18 protein-coding genes are annotated in these 18,926 nt (G+C 39.0%); 9 read left to right on the top strand and 9 right to left on the bottom strand.

Features of this window, described 5'->3' with window-relative positions:
- Positions 1-132 precede the first annotated feature (132 nt).
- The 6 genes from ASF86_RS09235 (at position 133) to blp2 (ending at position 8,490) form a co-directional block, all read left to right on the top strand.
- Positions 133-1,164: a substrate-binding domain-containing protein gene (locus tag ASF86_RS09235; protein WP_056481326.1), complete on the top strand. Its 1,032-nt coding sequence runs from the start codon at positions 133-135 to the stop codon at positions 1,162-1,164.
- Positions 1,165-1,263: 99 nt separating this feature from the next.
- Positions 1,264-2,643 (top strand): phosphate ABC transporter permease subunit PstC, encoded by a 1,380-nt coding sequence (pstC, locus tag ASF86_RS09230; RefSeq protein ID WP_017391894.1) that lies wholly within the window; start codon positions 1,264-1,266, stop codon positions 2,641-2,643.
- Positions 2,640-4,037 carry a phosphate ABC transporter permease PstA gene (gene pstA, locus ASF86_RS09225; RefSeq protein WP_056481323.1) on the top strand — a complete coding sequence of 466 codons (1,398 nt, stop codon included), beginning with the start codon at positions 2,640-2,642 and terminating at the stop codon, positions 4,035-4,037. The genes pstC and pstA overlap by 4 nt, the downstream gene beginning before the upstream one ends.
- 13 nt (positions 4,038-4,050) lie before the next feature.
- Entirely contained in the window at positions 4,051-4,953 is a 903-nt protein-coding gene (gene pstB / locus ASF86_RS09220) for a phosphate ABC transporter ATP-binding protein PstB (RefSeq protein WP_003650451.1), read from the top strand.
- 148 nt (positions 4,954-5,101) lie between these two features.
- A complete protein-coding gene (gene sohB / locus ASF86_RS09215; protein WP_056481320.1) occupies positions 5,102-6,064 on the top strand; it encodes a protease SohB in 963 nt (320 codons plus the stop codon).
- Positions 6,065-6,321: 257 nt separating this feature from the next.
- Positions 6,322-8,490, top strand: a complete 2,169-nt coding sequence (gene blp2 / locus ASF86_RS09210) for an Ig-like repeat protein Blp2 (protein ID WP_056481317.1) — start codon at positions 6,322-6,324, stop codon at positions 8,488-8,490.
- Positions 8,491-8,530: 40 nt separating this feature from the next.
- On the opposite strand, the gene ASF86_RS09205 is transcribed toward blp2, so the two are convergent.
- The 9 genes from ASF86_RS09205 to ASF86_RS09165 all read right to left on the bottom strand — a co-directional run bounded on the left by ASF86_RS09205 (position 8,531) and on the right by ASF86_RS09165 (position 16,075).
- Complete coding sequence (locus ASF86_RS09205) at positions 8,531-9,169, bottom strand: DUF2238 domain-containing protein (protein WP_056481314.1); 639 nt, start codon at positions 9,167-9,169, stop codon at positions 8,531-8,533.
- Between the two features lie 81 nt (positions 9,170-9,250).
- The gene (gene purB, locus ASF86_RS09200; RefSeq protein WP_056481311.1) at positions 9,251-10,639 is read right to left on the bottom strand and encodes an adenylosuccinate lyase; all 1,389 of its coding nucleotides are present in this window, start codon (positions 10,637-10,639) and stop codon (positions 9,251-9,253) included.
- A gap of 55 nt (positions 10,640-10,694) precedes the next feature.
- A complete protein-coding gene (gene hflD / locus ASF86_RS09195; RefSeq protein ID WP_003650459.1) occupies positions 10,695-11,426 on the bottom strand; it encodes a high frequency lysogenization protein HflD in 732 nt (243 codons plus the stop codon).
- Between the two features lie 13 nt (positions 11,427-11,439).
- Positions 11,440-12,573, bottom strand: a complete 1,134-nt coding sequence (mnmA, locus tag ASF86_RS09190) for a tRNA 2-thiouridine(34) synthase MnmA (RefSeq protein WP_056481309.1) — start codon at positions 12,571-12,573, stop codon at positions 11,440-11,442.
- 4 nt (positions 12,574-12,577) lie between these two features.
- A complete protein-coding gene (locus ASF86_RS09185) occupies positions 12,578-13,066 on the bottom strand; it encodes an NUDIX hydrolase (protein ID WP_056481306.1) in 489 nt (162 codons plus the stop codon).
- A 144-nt stretch (positions 13,067-13,210) separates the two neighbouring features.
- Positions 13,211-13,762 (bottom strand): gamma carbonic anhydrase family protein, encoded by a 552-nt coding sequence (locus tag ASF86_RS09180; RefSeq protein WP_056481303.1) that lies wholly within the window; start codon positions 13,760-13,762, stop codon positions 13,211-13,213.
- A gap of 90 nt (positions 13,763-13,852) precedes the next feature.
- The gene (gene dacC, locus ASF86_RS09175; RefSeq protein ID WP_005039024.1) at positions 13,853-15,001 is read right to left on the bottom strand and encodes a D-alanyl-D-alanine carboxypeptidase PBP5/6; all 1,149 of its coding nucleotides are present in this window, start codon (positions 14,999-15,001) and stop codon (positions 13,853-13,855) included.
- A 126-nt stretch (positions 15,002-15,127) separates the two neighbouring features.
- Positions 15,128-15,550, bottom strand: coding sequence for an MCR_0457 family protein (locus ASF86_RS09170; RefSeq protein WP_005039026.1), 423 nt, complete (start codon positions 15,548-15,550; stop codon positions 15,128-15,130).
- 153 nt (positions 15,551-15,703) lie between these two features.
- Positions 15,704-16,075 (bottom strand): MCR_0457 family protein, encoded by a 372-nt coding sequence (locus ASF86_RS09165; protein WP_005039029.1) that lies wholly within the window; start codon positions 16,073-16,075, stop codon positions 15,704-15,706.
- Between the two features lie 101 nt (positions 16,076-16,176).
- Between ASF86_RS09165 and surE the strand changes: the two genes are divergently transcribed.
- The 3 genes from surE (at position 16,177) to ASF86_RS09150 (ending at position 18,917) form a co-directional block, all read left to right on the top strand.
- Entirely contained in the window at positions 16,177-16,947 is a 771-nt protein-coding gene (surE, locus tag ASF86_RS09160; RefSeq protein ID WP_004643567.1) for a 5'/3'-nucleotidase SurE, read from the top strand.
- 111 nt (positions 16,948-17,058) lie between these two features.
- Positions 17,059-17,886: a peptidoglycan DD-metalloendopeptidase family protein gene (locus ASF86_RS09155; protein ID WP_056481300.1), complete on the top strand. Its 828-nt coding sequence runs from the start codon at positions 17,059-17,061 to the stop codon at positions 17,884-17,886.
- A gap of 101 nt (positions 17,887-17,987) precedes the next feature.
- Positions 17,988-18,917, top strand: coding sequence for a LysR family transcriptional regulator (locus tag ASF86_RS09150; RefSeq protein WP_056481297.1), 930 nt, complete (start codon positions 17,988-17,990; stop codon positions 18,915-18,917).
- The last annotated feature ends 9 nt before the right edge of the window (positions 18,918-18,926 follow it).

Below are 18,926 nucleotides of genomic sequence, written 5' to 3'. Positions count from 1 at the left end.
TGAAATCATTAAAGCGTCATCATACTGTAACTTAATTGTCATATTTTCTATTCACAATGCAGCTATCGAAGAGCGTACAAGCACTCAACAAAAAGTGACGTACAACCTATTGCATTAATGAGAGAGAACAGAATGCGCTTAAATCCACGTCAAATCGCAATTGCGTTAGCAGTAACTGGGGCAGCTGTAACAACGACTGCAAATGCAGCTCGTGATACGATTCAAATTGCTGGTTCTTCAACTGTATTACCATTTGCCAGCGTTGTAGCTGAAGAGTTTGGTAATACTTTCCCTCAATTTAAAACTCCTGTAGTTGGTTCTGGCGGTTCTTCTGCTGGTTTAAAACAATTCTGTCAAGGCGTTGGCGATAACACAATCGACGTTGCAAACGCTTCTCGTAAAATTAAAAGCACTGAAATCGAAGCTTGTAATAAAGCTGGTGTAAAACAAATTCAAGAAATCAAAATTGGTTACGACGGTATTGTATTCGCGTCTAACTCAAACAAAGCAGCTTATAAATTAAAACCTTACCATGTATTTGCTGCTTTAGCTGCACAATTACCTTCAAAAGGTAAGTTGGTTCCAAACCCATATACAAACTGGAACCAGATTGATAAATCTCTTCCAAATGAACCAATTACACTTGTAATTCCTGCTTCTAACCATGGTACTCGTGAAGTTTTCCAAGAGAAAATGGTTGAAGCTGGCTGTGAATCGTATGAATACTTCAAGAGCTTAGACAAAGATGCTCAGAAGAAAGCATGTTCTACTTTCCGTAAAGATGGTCGTGTAATTGAAATTGCTGGTGATTACACAGAAACATTGGCTCGCTTAAAGACTTCTCCAAGTGCAGTAGGTGTGTTTGGTTTAAGTTTCTATGATATGAACCGTGACAAGTTACGTGTAGCGACAGTAAACAATGTTGTTCCTTCTGAGAAAACTGTATTGAACGGTACATACCCTGTATCTCGTCCATTGTTCTTCTATGTGAAAGGCGAGCACTTAAAATCAGTTAAAGGCTTACCGCAATATGTAGAATATTTCGTAAGCAAAAAAGCAACAGGTAAAGGTTCTAAAGCTGAGCGTGATGGCTTAATCGCAATGTCTGATGCTGAACGTGCAAAAGTTTTGGCTGACTTTAAAGCAGGTAAAACTGTTAAGTAAGTTAGTTTGAATAGGGGCTGGTGATCTTGAAAGTTCATCAGCCTTTTTGTCTAACTTGTTTTTCCAAATTATGACAATTGAGAAAACAGTGGAGAGTACATGAATCTGCTACTTATCGGTGTGTTGTTAGCCCTTGTGGCAATCGCATATCAACTTGGGCTAAGAAAGAGCCGTAGCCTAGCAGGTAAGGGAAGCAACTCGGCGACGTTACATTCTCGTCCTGGTTATTATGGTGCACTGGTTGGACTTTGGTGCGGTATCCCTGCTTTTTTAATTTTGATCATTTGGAGCTTGGTTGAACCAAGTATTTTAAATCATATTATTTTTAATAATATTCCCGCGTCTATAAGTGCTTCACTTGATGAAGCCGGCAGAAGCGTATTGGTTGATCGTGTTCAAGCCATTGCTTCAGGTTTTGGGGTGAGTGATAAACCGGCAGCTTATGAATTAGCGGCTGCACAACAGTTCGCAAAATTTCAAACCATTGGCTCTTTTGCCAAATTTGCTGTTGTCGTTTGTGCAGCTTTATTGGGTTTAGTCTGGGCAAAGAAAAAAATTAATCAACAATATCGTGCGCGTAACCAAGTTGAGCGCGCCATTAATGTTGCTTTGATTTTATGTTCTGGCGTTGCGATTTTAACAACCATCGGTATTGTGATGTCGATGTTTGGCGAAGCAATGCACTTCTTCCGTTTTGTAAGTCCACTTGATTTCTTCTTTGGGACAGAGTGGAACCCAGGTTTTAGTACCTCGGGTAATGCTGAAGGCAGTTATGGTTTATTGCCATTACTTTGGGGCACATTGATGGTCAGCGGCATCGCCTTATTAGTTGCCGTACCAATTGGATTAATGATTGCCATTTATTTAGCTGAATATGCTTCGCCATGGTTACGCTCATGGGCAAAACCAACAATTGAAGTTTTAGCCGGTATTCCAACAATTGTTTATGGTGTTTTTGCCATGATGATTATTGGACCATTTTTCAAGACAGCTGGTGCTTATGTAGGTCTTGAAATTAACGCGACCAGTGCTTTAACTGCTGGTTTCGTGATGGGGATTATGATTATCCCGTTTGTTTCTTCTTTGTCAGATGACATTATTACCCAAGTACCTCGTGCATTACGTGACGGTTCTTTAGGACTTGGAGCAACTAAGTCTGAAACAATTCGTCAAGTCGTTTTACCCGCTGCGTTACCAGGTATTACGGGCGCCTTTTTATTAGCTGTCTCTCGTGCCGTAGGGGAAACCATGATTGTGGTTTTGGCCGCAGGGAATAGTCCACTTTTACATGCAAATCCATTTGAAGCTGTTTCGACAGTGACCGTTACGATCGTAAAACAGTTAACTGGTGATACTGACTTTGCCAGCCCACAAGCTTTGGTTGCATTCGCGTTAGGTCTAACACTCTTTGTGATTACCTTATGTCTAAACATTGTTGCACTGTACATTGTGCGTAAATACCGTGAGCAATACGAATGAGTACATCAAATACATCGTCTCCTATGGATCAGAACGTATTTGATCCAAAAGTTGCTGCTGAATTAAGTGAACGACGTAAACAAGTCATCGAAAAGTCTTTGGCTAAACGTCATCGTAAAGAAAAAGCTTTTCGTTATGCTGGGTTCTCGGCAGTCGTAATTGGACTTGCATTCGTTGCGCTATTGTTTAGCAGTATTTTGGCAAAAGGTTTACCTGCTTTTTGGCAAACGAGTATGAATGTTCCAATTTACTTTGACCCGAAATTGATTGATGCAGGTCCAGTACCTGTTCGTGGGCAGGGGGAAACACCTGCCCATTATCAAGAGCGCTATATCGATTGGCAAACCAAAATGGGTATGGTGGATTGGGACGGCATTATTGTAAATGGAATGATTGCTAAAGACCCTGCGCTTGCTAGCCAGCGTGATTACTTAAGCAGTCTTTATGCGAGCTCAGAAGCTTATCGTTTACGTGATATGGTTTTTGCGGACCCATCACTCATTGGTAAGAAAGAAAATCTTAATTTCTTGGGCGATGCCAATGTTGATGTCTGGTTAAAAGGTAATATTGACCGTTCATTGCCAGATGATCAGCAACAGCTTGATCCCGAAGTGCGTAAACTTGCAGATGAGCTAAAAGCAAAAGGTGTTCTTGAAAGTACATTTAATATGAACTTATTTAAGAACCCTGACTCTCGTAGTTCACCAGCAATTAGTGGTCTTGCAGGTGCATTCATGGGTTCGTTGTTCATGATGCTGATTGTGATCATTATTGCAATTCCGATTGGTGTTGCCAGCGCAATCTATCTTGAAGAATTTGCTCCAAAGAATCTTATTACAGACATTATTGAAGTCAACATCAATAACCTTGCTGCTGTTCCTTCAATTGTGTTTGGTTTACTCGGTGCAGCAATTTTTATTGGCTGGATGCATTTGCCTTTATCTGCTCCGTTAGTAGGTGGTCTAGTTTTAAGTTTGATGACATTACCAACAGTCATTATTACTACTCGTGCTTCATTAAAAGCAGTACCACCTTCTATTCGACAAGCTGCACTTGGTTTGGGAGCTTCTAAATTTCAGACCATTTTTCACCACGTTTTACCATTAGCTTTGCCAGGCATTATGACCGGCGCAATTATTGGCGTTGCTCACGCGCTTGGTGAAACAGCACCTTTACTTTTAATCGGAATGAGTGCATTCGTTGCAAGTATTCCAACAACCCCATTTGATCAAGCAACAGCTTTACCTGTCCAAGTTTATTTATGGCAAGGTAATGAGTTGCGTAACTTCTTCGAAGGCCGTACTGCCGCTGCGATTATCGTACTCCTTGCATTAATGATTGGTTTAAACAGTCTTGCAATTTGGTTACGTAAAAAGTTCGAAGTGCGTTGGTAATAGAGGATAAATCATGAATACTATTGATATTACGAATTCCTTAGAAAAGGATAAGTTAGTGAACACTGAACAATCTCAATTTACAGATAAATCGCAAAATCATGGCACTTCGTATGTTTCGCATTTTGAACCACATACTTCAAAAAAGCAGAACTCAACCGAAATTAAAATCAGTGCACAAGATGCTCATGTTTATTATGGTGATTTTGAAGCGATTAAGGGTATTGACCTCGATATTTACCAAAACGAAGTTATTGCCTTTATTGGACCGTCAGGTTGTGGTAAATCTACCTTTCTTCGTACGATAAACCGTATGAATGACACCATTGATGGTTGTCGTGTAACAGGTAAAATTACACTTGATAACCACAATATTTATGACCCAAACCTTGATGTCGTATTATTGCGTGCTCAAGTTGGTATGGTGTTCCAGAAGCCAAATCCATTCCCTAAAACTATTTTTGATAACGTGGCTTATGGTCCTAAACTTCATGGTCTAGCACGTGATAAATATGATCTTGAAGAAATTGTTGAAAATAGCTTGCGTAAAGCGGGTTTATGGGACGAAGTGAAAGATCGTTTGAATCAACCGGGTACTGGTTTGTCAGGTGGTCAGCAGCAACGTTTATGTATTGCACGTACGATTGCAGTAAGTCCAGAAGTCATTTTAATGGATGAGCCATGTTCTGCGCTTGACCCAATTGCCACAGCAAAAATTGAAGAATTGATTTCTGAATTGTCGAATCAATATACAATTGTAATTGTGACTCACTCTATGCAACAAGCAGCACGTGTTTCAGATCGTACTGCCTATTTCCATTTAGGTGATTTGATTGAAGTCAACTCAACTGAAAAAGTCTTTACTCAACCTGACCATCAGTTGACGGAAGCCTATATTACTGGACGCTTCGGTTAATTAGTAATTGATATAAGAAAAAGAGCCATGCGCTCTTTTTCTTATTTTATAAATGAAAATGACTCTATTTTGCAAAATCGCTATTGAATTTTAATCAAAAGGACCACATCTTAAGGCTATAAAAGATAACTTATGAGCTTAGAATTTTATGTTATTCCATTTGCCTAAACTCCCTGCAGAAATACGTGTTAGTCATTTAAATGCACGTGTAAATGAACAGAGAAAAAAAATTGCACAAACTACTGCAAGCCGTTTAGAACTTTTACAATTGGCTCAACAACTTGCTAAAGAAGCTAAAATCCGCCGTAAAAATAATCAGAAAATCTTTGTGTTGGATTTTAAAGGTGATATTCAAGCTTCAGCAGTTGAAAACTTACGAGAAGAAATTACTCTCATTTTAGCAACTGCTAAAGCAGGGCGTGATCGTGTTATTGTTCGCCTTGAAAGCCCAGGAGGCATGGTACATGGTTATGGTCTAGCAGCAGCTCAATTGGTGCGTTTACGCGATGCAGGGTTCCATCTGACTATCTGTGTAGACAAAGTGGCAGCGAGTGGCGGCTATATGATGGCATGTATCGCAAATGAAATTATTACTGCACCATTTGCTATTGTGGGTTCAATTGGTGTTGTTGCTCAAGTTCCAAACTTTAATCGCCTTTTAAAAGAACATAATGTTGACTTTGAGCTTTATACAGCAGGGCAATATAAGCGTACCGTAACGATGTTTGGCGAAAACACTCCAGAAGGTAAAGCAAAGTTCGAAGAAGAGCTTCAACAGACTCATGTGTTATTTAAGCACTTTGTAGAAAAGTATCGACCACAGCTTAATGTTGATAAAGTCGCTACAGGTGAACATTGGTATGGTGAAGATGCGCTTAATCTTAACCTCGTTGATAAATTACAAACATCTGATGAGTATCTATTAGCTTTATTAGCACAGCATGATGTCTATGTGATTAATACTCGTAGGAAAGCGACCTTAGGTGAAAAGTTGGGTTTGCAAGCGGCACAAATGGCAGATAGTTTGATTCCAGCTGTAATGAATAAAGTGATGGAAAACCTTGCGAAAGCAAATACAACTCTTGTGCAGATGCGTGATCCAAAACTATAAGTTTTTGTGATTCACATTTTGATAAAAAAACCAGCTTAATATGCTGGTTTTTTTATTGAATTAATAAATAAATCCAGCTTTTTAAATATCTTTAGCTTTTTAATAAAAAGTCAAAAATAATTATTGATAAATATACTTTTTGAATTGTGATAAACACATGGTTTTGATATTTTAAACAGCAATAAAATAGCTTTTAGATGAATCATTTAAAAAGTTAAACATTTAAAAAATATAACTGAAACTCAGGGTAGGAAATAATGACAAGAATAATTGTGGCATCCAAAGAGGGTTTGGACGTTCTGCAAGATGGTCAGCTCAATAAGGTAGTGTTAAGTAAACCTTCTATTATTCAAATTGGTGTAAGTCAAAAAGATATAGCATCGGTGGAAAAACAGGGTGGAAGTCTCGTCATCCATTTAAAAAATGGAGAGACCATTGTCTTAGAAAATTTCTTTAATGAAGCAACGAATACAACAGACCATTCACTTGTTCTTCCAACTGAACACGGAAAATTTGTTGAAGCCCAATTCGACGCACAAGGTAAGGTGATCGACTACACAGGTTTAAACCATGTCACAGATTTAGCTTATACAAGCACTAGTCAACCAGCTTCAACAATGGCGGTTGATGATTCCCCAACTTTTTCGATGGGCAATGTGTTAAAAGCTGGCTTAGCAGTTTTAGCCGCTGAAGGTTTATATTTGTGGGCTTTTGATAAAGATGACAAAGATGATTCGCCTGTAGATAACGTGGCTCCTGTTGCGCCGACTGCCGCTGTGGGAGATGATACTGTTACTGTGACAGGAAAATCCGAAGCGAATGCAAAAATTTATATTCGAGATTTGAACGGGAATACGATCGCATCGGGTGTGGCAGATGCAAGTGGAAATTTTACTATCAAGTTAGCCAAGCCTTTAACAGATGGAAATAAACTAAAGGTTGTTGCTGAGGATGCTGCTGGCAATATCTCTAAAGAAAGTGAGTTTATTGGAAAGAAGGATACTATTGCTCCAGATGCTCCTCAGGCTCAATTAAATGAAGATGGTTCGATTTTAGATGGTAAAACTGAAGCGAATGCTACTGTCAAAATCTATGATGCCAGTGGTAAATTGATAGATACTATAACTGCAAGTCTAGAAGGGAAGTTTTCTTATAAATTTACTCCGCCTTTGACGGGTGGTAAAGTTGTTGTTGTAGATACTGCTGGAAATGAATCTGAAGCAACGCTTATTTTTGCTGGCAAAGATACTATTCCTCCAAAAGCTCCTTTAGTTGAAGTAAACAAAGAAGGAACAGTGATTGAAGGAAAAACAGAGGCGAATGCAAAAGTTCAGATAAAAGATGCTGATGGTAAGGTGATCGGAACTGGTACGGCAAATGCAGAAGGTGAATTTCAAATCACGCTTTCTTCTGCATTAAAAGATTCACAAAAGGCGACAGTCATTGTTGAAGATGCGGCGGGTAATACTTCTAAGCCTTTAGAAATTAAATCTGGCTATGACACCCTAGCGCCAGATAAACCTACAGCGCAAGTGAATGCAGAAGGAACTTCTGTTACTGGTACAGCTGAAGCCAATGCAAAAATACAAATAACGAAAGACAATAAAGTTATTGGTAGTGGAGTGGCAGACGAGAATGGGAAATTTACAATTACTATTTCGCCTGCTTTAAATACTAATAAAGATAAAGCCTCTGTATCTGCTATAGATACCTCTGGCAATAGTTCTGTAGCTCTGGAAATCCATGGTACAAAGCCTGAGAAACCTGTTTTTAATAGAGTGGATAATGATAATGGTACTACTGTAAAAGTAATTACTGCTAACTCAGAAACTGATGATTCAACTCCAAAAATTACTGTCAAAGTTGAACCCAATGCGACTTTGACTATTTATGATAATGGAGTCGCAATTTCGGCTCTTACAGTTGGTCAAGTAGATGCAAATAGCTATTGGTCATTTACACTTGATAAAAATTTAGCTATTGGGAAACATACGATTACTTTAACTCAGAGAGATGCAGCAGGTTTTATCAGTGAAGAGAGTGCATCATTTACCTTTTATGTGGTCGCACCCAAAGTGGCCAGTACGAGTGAAATTGTCAGTAGTGATGTAAATGAAGTTGTTCCTTCTGTTGCGGATAGTGTCGGGTTAAATACATTAAAGTTAGTACAAAGCACAACAAATGAAGCAGATAGTCAGCAGCAAAAATCTGTGAAATTAGATGATTTGTTAAAAAGTTCTTCATCTAATGATTCAGACCCCATCGCAAAACTTTTATCTACAACAGAGTCTAAACCAATAGTGAATGAGCAGAGTGATGTAAATAACACAGCTAGTGATGTTACAACCAGTCTTGATCAACTTTTACCAAATACAGCTTCTTCAGTTTTACAAAATCTTTTAGATCAAACTTATCCAGTAGTCTGAAGAACCTTTAAAAAAAGCGCTCATTGAGCGCTTTTTTTATTTATGAATTATTTATTTTAGGTGCTTTTATAAGAGCAGCAACTCCATAAATTATTGCCCCAATAGTTGCTAACAGCATATCTTTATGGGCATCCCACATGTCGCCTTGTTGACCATTATAATTCTCAGCTTCTTCTGGAGATAAGCCAATTGCAATCGCCCATTCAATGAGTTCATAAAAAACGCTAGATGCCATCACGAACTGGATCACAAGTAAAAACAGAGTAAAAGGTCGTGCTGTAGGCAACCAAACTTGAAAAACTCGATAAATAAGAGGGTAGAGTAAAACACCATATGCAAGATGTACTAAACGATCATACATATTACGGGACCAACCCATATATTGATCTAGATTAAAATGGAACACCTGTTGAATCCAGTCATTGTAAGGAACATATGAATATAGGTAATGTGCACCGATAATGTGAATCAGTAAAAATAGTAAGTAGAGAGTAAAACTTAAAAAATCGAGACCAATCTTTTTAAAAATAATAAATAGTAGAACTAACATAAAAACAGTCCCTACCTGATGAAGTAAATAAGCTTCAAATTCAAGGGGGTGAATGCTTGATAGTAAGATGGCAATAAATATGAGGACTAGAGCAACATAGTGTTTAAGTTTGAATTGTTTTTCGATCATTTTATAAATAGGACTTTATTGTGCTTTATATCAGTGTAATAAAAAAGCGAAGCCGAAGCTTCGCTTTTTTTAACTTTTCAATTAGATTTTGCTAATTAAGTCATTGATCTGTTTTGCTTGTTCAGCAGCATTACCTGTGTAAGTTGCAGGAGTAAGCTCTGCTAAACGCGCACGCTCTTCGCTTGGCACTTGAAGAAGTTCATCACCATTTACGAAGTTAACCATCATGTCGCGAGTCATTGCTTGACCACGAGTTAATGCTTTTAACTTTTCATATGGTTTTTCAACGTTATAACGGCGCATAACAGTTTGAATTGGCTCTGCTAAAACTTCTTGAGCTTGGTCAAGATCTTCAAGTAAACGGTTTGCATTAAGCTCAAGTTTACCAACACCTTTTAAACACGCATCAAAAGCAATTAAACTTTGCGCAAAACCAACACCCATATTACGAAGTACAGTCGAGTCAGTTAAGTCGCGCTGCCAGCGAGAAATTGGTAATTTTTCGCCTAAGTGAGCTAATACGGCATTCGCAATACCTAAGTTACCTTCAGAGTTTTCAAAGTCAATTGGGTTAACTTTGTGTGGCATAGTTGAAGAACCAACTTCACCATCTTTTAATCTTTGTTTGAAGTAACCTAAAGAGATGTAACCCCATACGTCACGGTTAAAGTCGATTAAAATCGTGTTGAAGCGACGTAACGCATCAAACAACTCTGCCATGTAGTCATGTGGCTCGATTTGTGTCGTGTACGGGTTGAATGCTAAACCTAAAGATTCCACAAAAGCTTGAGCATGCGCAGCCCAGTCAACATCTGGATAAGCAGAAAGGTGAGCATTGTAGTTACCTACAGCGCCGTTGATTTTGCCTAGTAGCTCAACATTTTCAAATTGCTTGATTTGGCGAGCTAAACGGTATGCAACGTTTGCCATTTCTTTACCCAAAGTTGTTGGGCTTGCAGTTTGACCGTGAGTACGTGACAACATTGGTTGTTCAGCGTGAGTCGTTGCTAAAGCAGAGATCGCATTTAAAATTTGCTTCATGCTTGATACTAAAACTTCACGTCCGTTTTTAAGCATAAGCGCATGAGACAAGTTGTTAATGTCTTCTGATGTACAAGCAAAGTGAATGAACTCACCCGCATTTTGTAATTCAGTAATACCTGCAATTTTCTCTTTTAAGAAATACTCAACAGCTTTTACATCATGGTTCGTTGTGCGTTCAATTTCTTTAATGCGGTTAGCATCTTCTTCAGAAAAGTTGCTAACAATGGCATCTAAAGCTGCATTTGTTTCATTTGAAAAAGGAGCAACTTCAACAATTTCTGGACGGTTAGAAAGCGCTTGTAACCAACGCACTTCTACAGTGACACGAGCATGAATTAAACCAAACTCAGAAAGAAAAGGGCGTAGCGCATCACATTTGCTGGCATAACGTCCATCTAATGGTGATAGTGCGGTTAAAGCGTTCATAACGATTCCTTAATGTTGGAATAAACATAAAACCAAAAATAATCTCTTTACAGCCTTAGATGACTTGGTACTGTAAACGAGCAAGTGCCTGAATATCCTGTAGCAATTTACGCTTGCTAAAAATCATGTTCCACGAACTACCACCGAGTTGTCGCCATAAATGGGCCATTTGCAAGCCAGTAAATAGACAAGCACGGATGCGGTTAGTATGGTTGGTATCTTTAAATGCTTCTGCATTACCACGAACGAGAATGCGGGGGTTAATCTGCCCAGCAGTATCGACATAAGTTTGAGCCAAATTGGCTAAAATGCTTGGGTGTAAATAGTTATTATCAAAAAAAGAAAGCTGTTTTAAAATCTTTTGCTGAGCTTTTTCAATGATTGCGACGTATTCGGGATTGCTATAGACCTTCTTTTCTAATTGTAAAAGGGACATCGCATATGACATCGGAAGCTTGGCAGTGCCCATTTTGGGAAGGCGAGATTTAGGCATATTTGTAAAAGGTTGAGTAATACAATTTTCGAGTGTTTTAAGCCCTAAAGAAATATCTGCCAACTGATTAAAAAAATCTAATGTTTGGACACCATTGTTGGCTGTAGGGCGAATATTTAAACTCGCTTTGATTAACAGCTCAAAATAGAAGTTACCACTTTCACCAATACTCTGCTGACCCGTTAGGGCTGTCATATGCGTGAGCTGGGTGGCCTGAAATACCCCAGCCAAGGCAAGGGCACGGTTTTGGCGAACATTCAAGGCTTGTGATTGTTGAAATGGTAACTCCACCATGCCATTCATTCCCTTAAATAAAATTTGGTGTAGGGGCATTTGTATGGTGAATGACACCCCCGCCTAAGCAAACTTCATCTGAATAAAATACAACGCTTTGACCCGGTGTAACAGCACGCTGAGGTTCATCAAACTCAACTCGTACACCGTGTTCACTATTTTCATCATTAAAAACGGTACATGCCTGATCAGGTTGGCGATAGCGTGTTTTAGCTGTACAGCGTAAACCTTCAGCTGGAATATTCTGTTCGCCCGCCACCCAGTCAATTGACTCACTCCAAAGCTGTGTGCTTTGCATGAGTGGGTGTTCATGTCCCTGACCAATAACTAGGCGGTTATTGGCAATATCTTTGTGTAGTACGAACCATGCACCTTCAGCTGCACCTTTCAAACCACCTAGACCAATTCCGCCACGTTGACCGAGCGTATAGTACATCAGACCGTGATGTTCACCAACTTCTTTACCTGTATCAAGTACAATTTTTCCAGGTTGAGCGGGCAAATATTGTTTAAGAAAGTCATTAAATCGACGTTCGCCAATAAAACAGATCCCAGTAGAGTCTTTTTTCTTGGCTGTAGCGAGATCAAGTTCTTCAGCAATTCTACGGACTTCTGGTTTTTCGATCTCACCGACTGGAAATAGGGTTTTGTTAATTTCTTTACCATGAACAGCATGCAAGAAATAAGTTTGGTCTTTATTATTGTCTACACCACGCAATAATGGCGCGTATGCTTCGCCTTTTGAGTTATATGCAGTTTCGCCACGACGTGCATAATGACCAGTCGCGATAAAGTCTGCACCTAAAGTCATGGCATGATCTAAAAATGCACGGAACTTAATTTCTTTATTACATAAAATATCTGGGTTTGGGGTGCGTCCAGCTGCATATTCAGCCAAGAAGAGTTCAAAGACCCGATCCCAATATTCCATAGCAAAGTTTGCTGTATGGAGTTTAATGCCTATTTTATCGGCTACTGCTTGAGCATCGGCTAAATCTTCCATTGCTGTACAGTATTCCGTGCCGTCGTCTTCCTCCCAGTTCTTCATGAAAAGACCTTCAACTTGATATCCTTGTTGAAGTAAAAGTGCTGCAGAAACAGAAGAGTCTACACCACCAGACATACCGACGATGACACGTTGTTGCATAGGACTAGGCATCCAAATGAGAAGTTAATGAGGGAGAAAAAGGGTGCTCATAAATAAGCGATAGAGGATAATGGTGGCCTTTCATGGCATCTTCAACTGCTTTAAGTACGAGTGGACTACGAGCACGAGCAGATTCTTTGAGCTCATCTGGTGTCATCCACACAGCAGCTACAATACCAGTATCGAGTTGAGGATTATTTTCAACTTGAGTCACATGTGCTAGAAAACAAAAGCGGTAATAGGTACGGTCCGGAAACATGGGCGGGGTATAAGTATAAATACCGAGCAAGGCATCAATTTCAATATGATGACCCGTTTCTTCAAGTGTTTCACGAATGGCTGCTTGTGTTAATGACTCACCACATTCTACATGACCAGCAGGTTGGTTAAATACGGTGTGTACAAAACCTTCGCTATGCTCTTCAACAAATAGATAGCGTCCGTCTTTTTCTACGACTGTAGCAACAGTGACATGAGGAGTCCATGCGGCCATAAAAAAGCACCATTATTTAAAAGACGTATAATACGAAATTTAGGGGTTTTTGGCTACGGTGATCTGCTAAACGATATGAGCAATACTATCAAACCATATCGTTTAAAAAATCAGAATTTTATTGCTGATATTTCATAGAGCTAATTAATCTTGCTCTGCTTGAGCCGCTTTATGATTATTTTGTACTTTCACATAATGTCTTGCCGAATAAGGAAGGAACGCTAATTCTTTTTCGGTAAGAGGGCGTACTTGCTGTACAGGGCTTCCTACATACAGATAACCACTTTTTAAGACTTTACGCGGTGGAACCAGACTTCCCGCGCCAATCATCACATCATCCTCAATAATCACGTCATCTAGAACAACGGTATTGATCCCGATTAAAACACGGTTACCGATGGTGCAACCATGCAAGGTGACATGGTGGCCAACAGTCACATCTTCACCAATAATAAGAGGTGAGCCATTAGGTTTCGCATCATTTTTGTGGCTAACATGCAACATACAATGGTCTTGTACGTTACTATTTTTGCCAATTTGAATACTATTTACGTCGCCGCGAATCACAGCAAAAGGCCAGACAGAAACATTTTCAGCTAAGCTCACTTCACCGACTACAACAGCCATGTCATCGATATAGCACGTTGTATCAACTTGAGGGTGGTGTTCAAGATAAGGACGGATGTTCTTTGCCATGAGAGGTATCAACATAGAATTTAGACGAATTATAAAATAAAAAAGCACTCAGGCTAAATAGCATGAGTGCTTAATTCAACTATTCAAAAATTAGAATAAGTTGCTGAAGAATTGTTTAACATGGTCGATTAAGCGTGCAAAGAATCCTGCTTCTTCAACTGGCTTTAATGCAACTAATGGCTTTTCAGCAATTACTTTGCCGTCTAAGCTTGCAACGAGTTTACCTACGACTTGGCCCTTTTGAAGTGGCGCATTTAAGTTAGGTTGAACCACTAGCTGAGTTTTAATGCCGTCAGCTTTACCTTTAGGCATCGTCACACTAAAGTTTTCAGCTAAACCTACTTGAACTTCATCTTCTTTACCAAACCAGACTTTCGCTTTTGCAAGAACCTGATTGGCTGGCTGAACATTTGCAGTTTCAAAGTTTGCAAAGCCCCAAGCTAATAATGTACGAGTTTGGTCTGCACGTTCAGACATGCTTGGAGTACCAAAAATCACCGAAACTAAACGCATTGGACCGCGTTTACTTGAAGTAGTTAAGCAGTAACCAGCTTCATCTGTGTGGCCTGTTTTTAAACCATCTACACTTGGGTCTGTGTAAAGTAAGGCATTACGGTTACCTTGTTTAATACCATTAAAGGTAAATTCTTTTTCAGAGTAGATTGGATAATATTTTGAGCTATCTTTAATAATATGCTGCGCTAAAACTGCCATATCTTTTGCAGTTGAATAGTGACCTTCAGCTGGCATACCAGTCGAGTTAACAAACTGGGTATTTACCATGCCGATACGTTTTGCTTCCTGATTCATCATATGAGCAAAAGTGCCTTCATTTCCGGCAATATGTTCAGCCATTGCTTTTGATGCATCATTACCTGACTGGATAATAATACCGCGAAGCATTTCTAGAACAGTCGCTGTACCATTTAAAGGAACATACATACATGATTCAGAGCTACTTCCTTTACACCATGCAGACTCGTTCATACGAACCTGCTCATTTTCAGTCAGCTCACCTTTTAATAATTTTTGTTCAATGATGTAACTAGTCATCATTTTAGTCATAGAAGCAGGTGCAAGCTTTTCGTTTTCATTTTTAGAAGCAAGAATTTGTCCTGTCTCGTAATCCATTAATACATAAGACTTATTATTTAATTCTGGCGGAGCTGATAAGACAGTTGCTGCATAAGAAAAGCTTGGCAAGAGGAGTAGTGCAGCAATAGCGCTTTTTCGAGTCATTCTATGTAATTCCAATATCTTGTATGAAGCAGAAGAGCCTAGCATTTTAGGATAAAGCAAAGCCGACTTCTATGGGGGAAGTCGGCTTTTTCAAACAGTATTGTAACTCAAGAGTTTTTTGCTAATTTAGTTTTGCGATTGATATGCTTTCACGTCTTGGCAAACTAAAGTGTTTTGGTCATCGCCTGCGGCTTTCGCATCTTTACGCGCTTCTTTTAAGTATTTTTTGAAGCCTTTGTCTTTGCTACGTTTTTCTAACGCAGAGACAGCATCAGTTTCATTTGGAAGATAGTCTTTAACTAAACGTTCGTAACCTTGAGCAAAATCAGCATCTTTTTTGCCAATAAGGTCTGGGCAAATTTCAGAAAGTACTTGAATTGCAGCTAATTCTTCAGGGGTTATACCTTGTTGTGGAGTCACTTCAACAACATTTTCATTTTCGGTTTTCTTTTCAGTTGTTTTCTTCTTATCAGCAGCAAAACCAACTGTTGCCATGCTCATAAGTAAAACCAAAGAGAGCGATTGAACTAAGCTTTTCTTCATAAACATTGATAACCCGAAATAAAAAATTTAAATATGTCGATAGCTTAACTAATTTGTAGGTTAAGAAAATGGAAAAAATGTATTGTTATGTTGGTTTTCTGCTTAATGGCAAACAGAAAACCAAAAATTAATAAATCTCTATTCAAAAAAGATTAAGATCTATTCCTTATAATTAACCATCTCTTCACAGAGCTCATGTTGTTCATGATGGTCCATTTGTTTTGCCGCAAGACGTGCTTCATTTAATAAAGTTTTAAATTCAGCATCGTTTTGCAGATTTGCTAAGGACATTGATTTATTTGAATAACCTTTCAGATACATCGCAATAATTTTTTGAGTATTTAACTCAAGTTTTTTATTTGTTCCCACGAAAGCTGGGCAGATTTCCTGCAAAACTTGCGTTGCGGCAATATCATCTTTAATTAAGCTATCAGCCTCTTGTGTTGAGATATCCTCATCTGCAAATACAGCTTGCGTACACAATGTGATACTGATCCCCAATACCTGAAAAAAAGGAGCGAAAGTTTTCATTTTTTCACAATTTTATAATGCTATGGAGGCATAAATATATATAATTCAACAGATAATTCAATTGTGAAAACCTTTAGGTTTATTTGTCGAGAAAGATTTTAGTGAATATTTTAATTGCGAACGATGACGGTGTTTTTGCGCCAGGTATACAGGCTTTAGCTGAAGCATTAAGACCACTTGGACGCGTGGTTGTGGTTGCACCAGAAAGTGAAAGAAGTGGTTTTTCAAGTGCATTGACATTGGATCGACCATTACGTCCAATTCAAATTGCCGAAGATGTATGGGCAGTGAATGGTACGCCAGCAGATTGTGTTTATTTATCAATGAATGGTTTGTTCGATTTTGAATTTGATTTGGTCGTGAGTGGAATCAATAGCGGAGCAAATTTAGGTGATGATGTTTTATATTCTGGAACAGTAGGCGCAGCATTTGAAGGCCGTTTGATGAAGCAACCAGCAATTGCTGTGTCTTTAGCTGGCTCTGATGTGCGGGCTTATAACAATAAAGAAGATTATGCTCAGGCTGCTCAGTGGGTTCATGATTTTATTGCAAGTGGACTGCCATCTTTGCCTCCAAGACATATCTTGAATATTAATATTCCAGACGTGCCACAATTAAAAGGAGCACAAATTACTTATCAGGGACGCCGTGCCCAATCTAAGCCAATTACGAGTCATGTCGACCCACGAGGACGTCAAGTTTATTGGATTGGACTAGCAGGTGAGGCTGTTACAGATCCGCAGCGTGATCTAAGCCAGATTCAGTCTGACTTTTTTGCAGTGGCCAATGGATATGTAAGTGTTACCCCAATTCAGATGGACGCAACAAATTATGCTGTTTTAGAAGACCTACAGCTAAGTTTGAGTCAATAATTTGCCTCGAATGTTATAACTTTGTGAATAAAGAAAAAGAGGAACGTGTTTCCTCTTACTTTTTTGGTACTCTTAGCCGAAATGATTTGTAGCATTTAGTGAGGGAGATCAATGCATTTAATTGGGCAACAAAGCAGAGTGAATATCCAAAAAGACAAAATAATGAAAATTATGCTGTTGTCTTTAGCTGTAGGTTTTACTGTGGCTATGGCTGGATGTGCTTCTAAACCGCAAATTAATAATAGTTCTCGCTATGCAATGGCTCCTAACTATTACACAGTTCGTTCAGGTGATACTTTAAGTGGTATCGCAATGCGTTATGGCCTGGACTATGTCAGCATTGCCGAAATGAATGATATTCCCGCACCATATCGCATTTATGTTAATCAGTCTTTGCGTTTGAAGAAAGGTTCTTCGCCAAGAACAGTTTCTACGCAAGTCATGGCGCAACCTGAACAAATTAAGCGTCAAACCATTGCTTTACCAACAACACAGCCTGTTACACCAGTAACTCAGCCAGCAACTAGCGTACCATCAACAAATACGACAGTAGCTTCGGTTGCACCAAATTCGAGCTTACGTTGGATAAAACCGACCAATGGCCCAGTAATTCAAGGGTTTAATTTGGCAAATAATGTCAAGGGAATCCGTTATGGTGGAAATCAGGGTGACCCTATTTATGCCGCAGCCGATGGTCAAGTTGTCTATGCAGCCGATGGCTTAAAAGAATACGGAAATCTGGTTTTAGTTAAGCATATTGACGGTTACATCAGTGCGTATGCCCACAATAGCAAGATGTTGGTGAAAAGCGGTGATAATATAACTGCTGGACAAAAAATTGCCGAAATGGGATCTACTGGAGCGTCTCAGGTCATGCTCGAGTTCCAGATTCGTTTGGATGGAAAACCGATTAATCCTATAAATCTTTTACCAAAATAGCTAATGCAAAAAACTTAGGTTTCCTCGTATAATGTAATTGGTTGCTTTCATTACAACAATAAGCATTTTTTATAAATTTAAAATTAGATTTGAGGAAACCTATGTTAGATCAGCTTCGTGCGATGGGTGTTTTTGCTTGTGTGGTCGAAAAAAGTTCATTCAGTGGTGCGGCACGTGAATTGGGAATTACAACAAGTGCGGTGAGCCAGCAGATTCGCTCCCTTGAGAATGAAATGGATGTAATTTTATTACATCGTTCTACTCGTAAACTTAGTTTAACAGAAGCCGGACAGGCTTTTTTTTCAAGCTGTCAAGAGATGTTGGCGGCTGCTGAAAGGGGAAAAATCAGAATTAATGAATTGAGGGATGATTTAATCGGGGATTTGCGTATTGCAACAACTCCTGATTTAGCAGTTCAACACCTCATTCCTGCATTATCTCACTGGATGTCAGCTCATCGCGGTTTATCTGTGCACTTCGAAGTTGGGCATCGCTATATCGATTTAATTGAAGAGCGAATTGATATCGCAGTACGCATGAGCTCTACTCCGGTAGAAGAGAGTAGCTCTATCATTCCGATGGCTTTTGTAGATCAAATTTTGGTAGCTTCTCCCAGTTATCTGAACCAATCTAGTCCAATTGTGCATCCTAATGATTTAAGAGATCATGAATTGTTGTCGATTAATGTCATGAATGACTCGCGCCATTTCAATTTTCATCATGTAAAAACAGGTGAAACGCTTAATATTGAAATGCAAAGCCGTTTGCAGAGCAATAATTTACAAGTTGCAAAAGCGTTATGTCAGCAAGGGCATGGTATTGCACGAATTTTATATTTGGACGCTCAAAAAGAATTAAAAAATGGTTCTTTGATTGAACTCATGCCAGATTGGAAATTACCAGCTTTTACATTGTATGCAGAGGTTGCCAAGCATGATCAACAACCAATGAAAATTCAACGTTGTGTTGAAGCACTTAAACAATATTTTAGCCAGTTAGCAGGAGGGCGAGCGATTCAGATCGTCCGTTAATTTTGCAAG

The organism is Acinetobacter sp. Leaf130 (assembly GCF_001423205.1).
Classification (GTDB): domain Bacteria; phylum Pseudomonadota; class Gammaproteobacteria; order Pseudomonadales; family Moraxellaceae; genus Acinetobacter; species Acinetobacter calcoaceticus.
The sequence above is the reverse complement of the archived record's forward strand: the minus strand, read 5'-3'. Positions and strand labels throughout refer to the sequence as shown.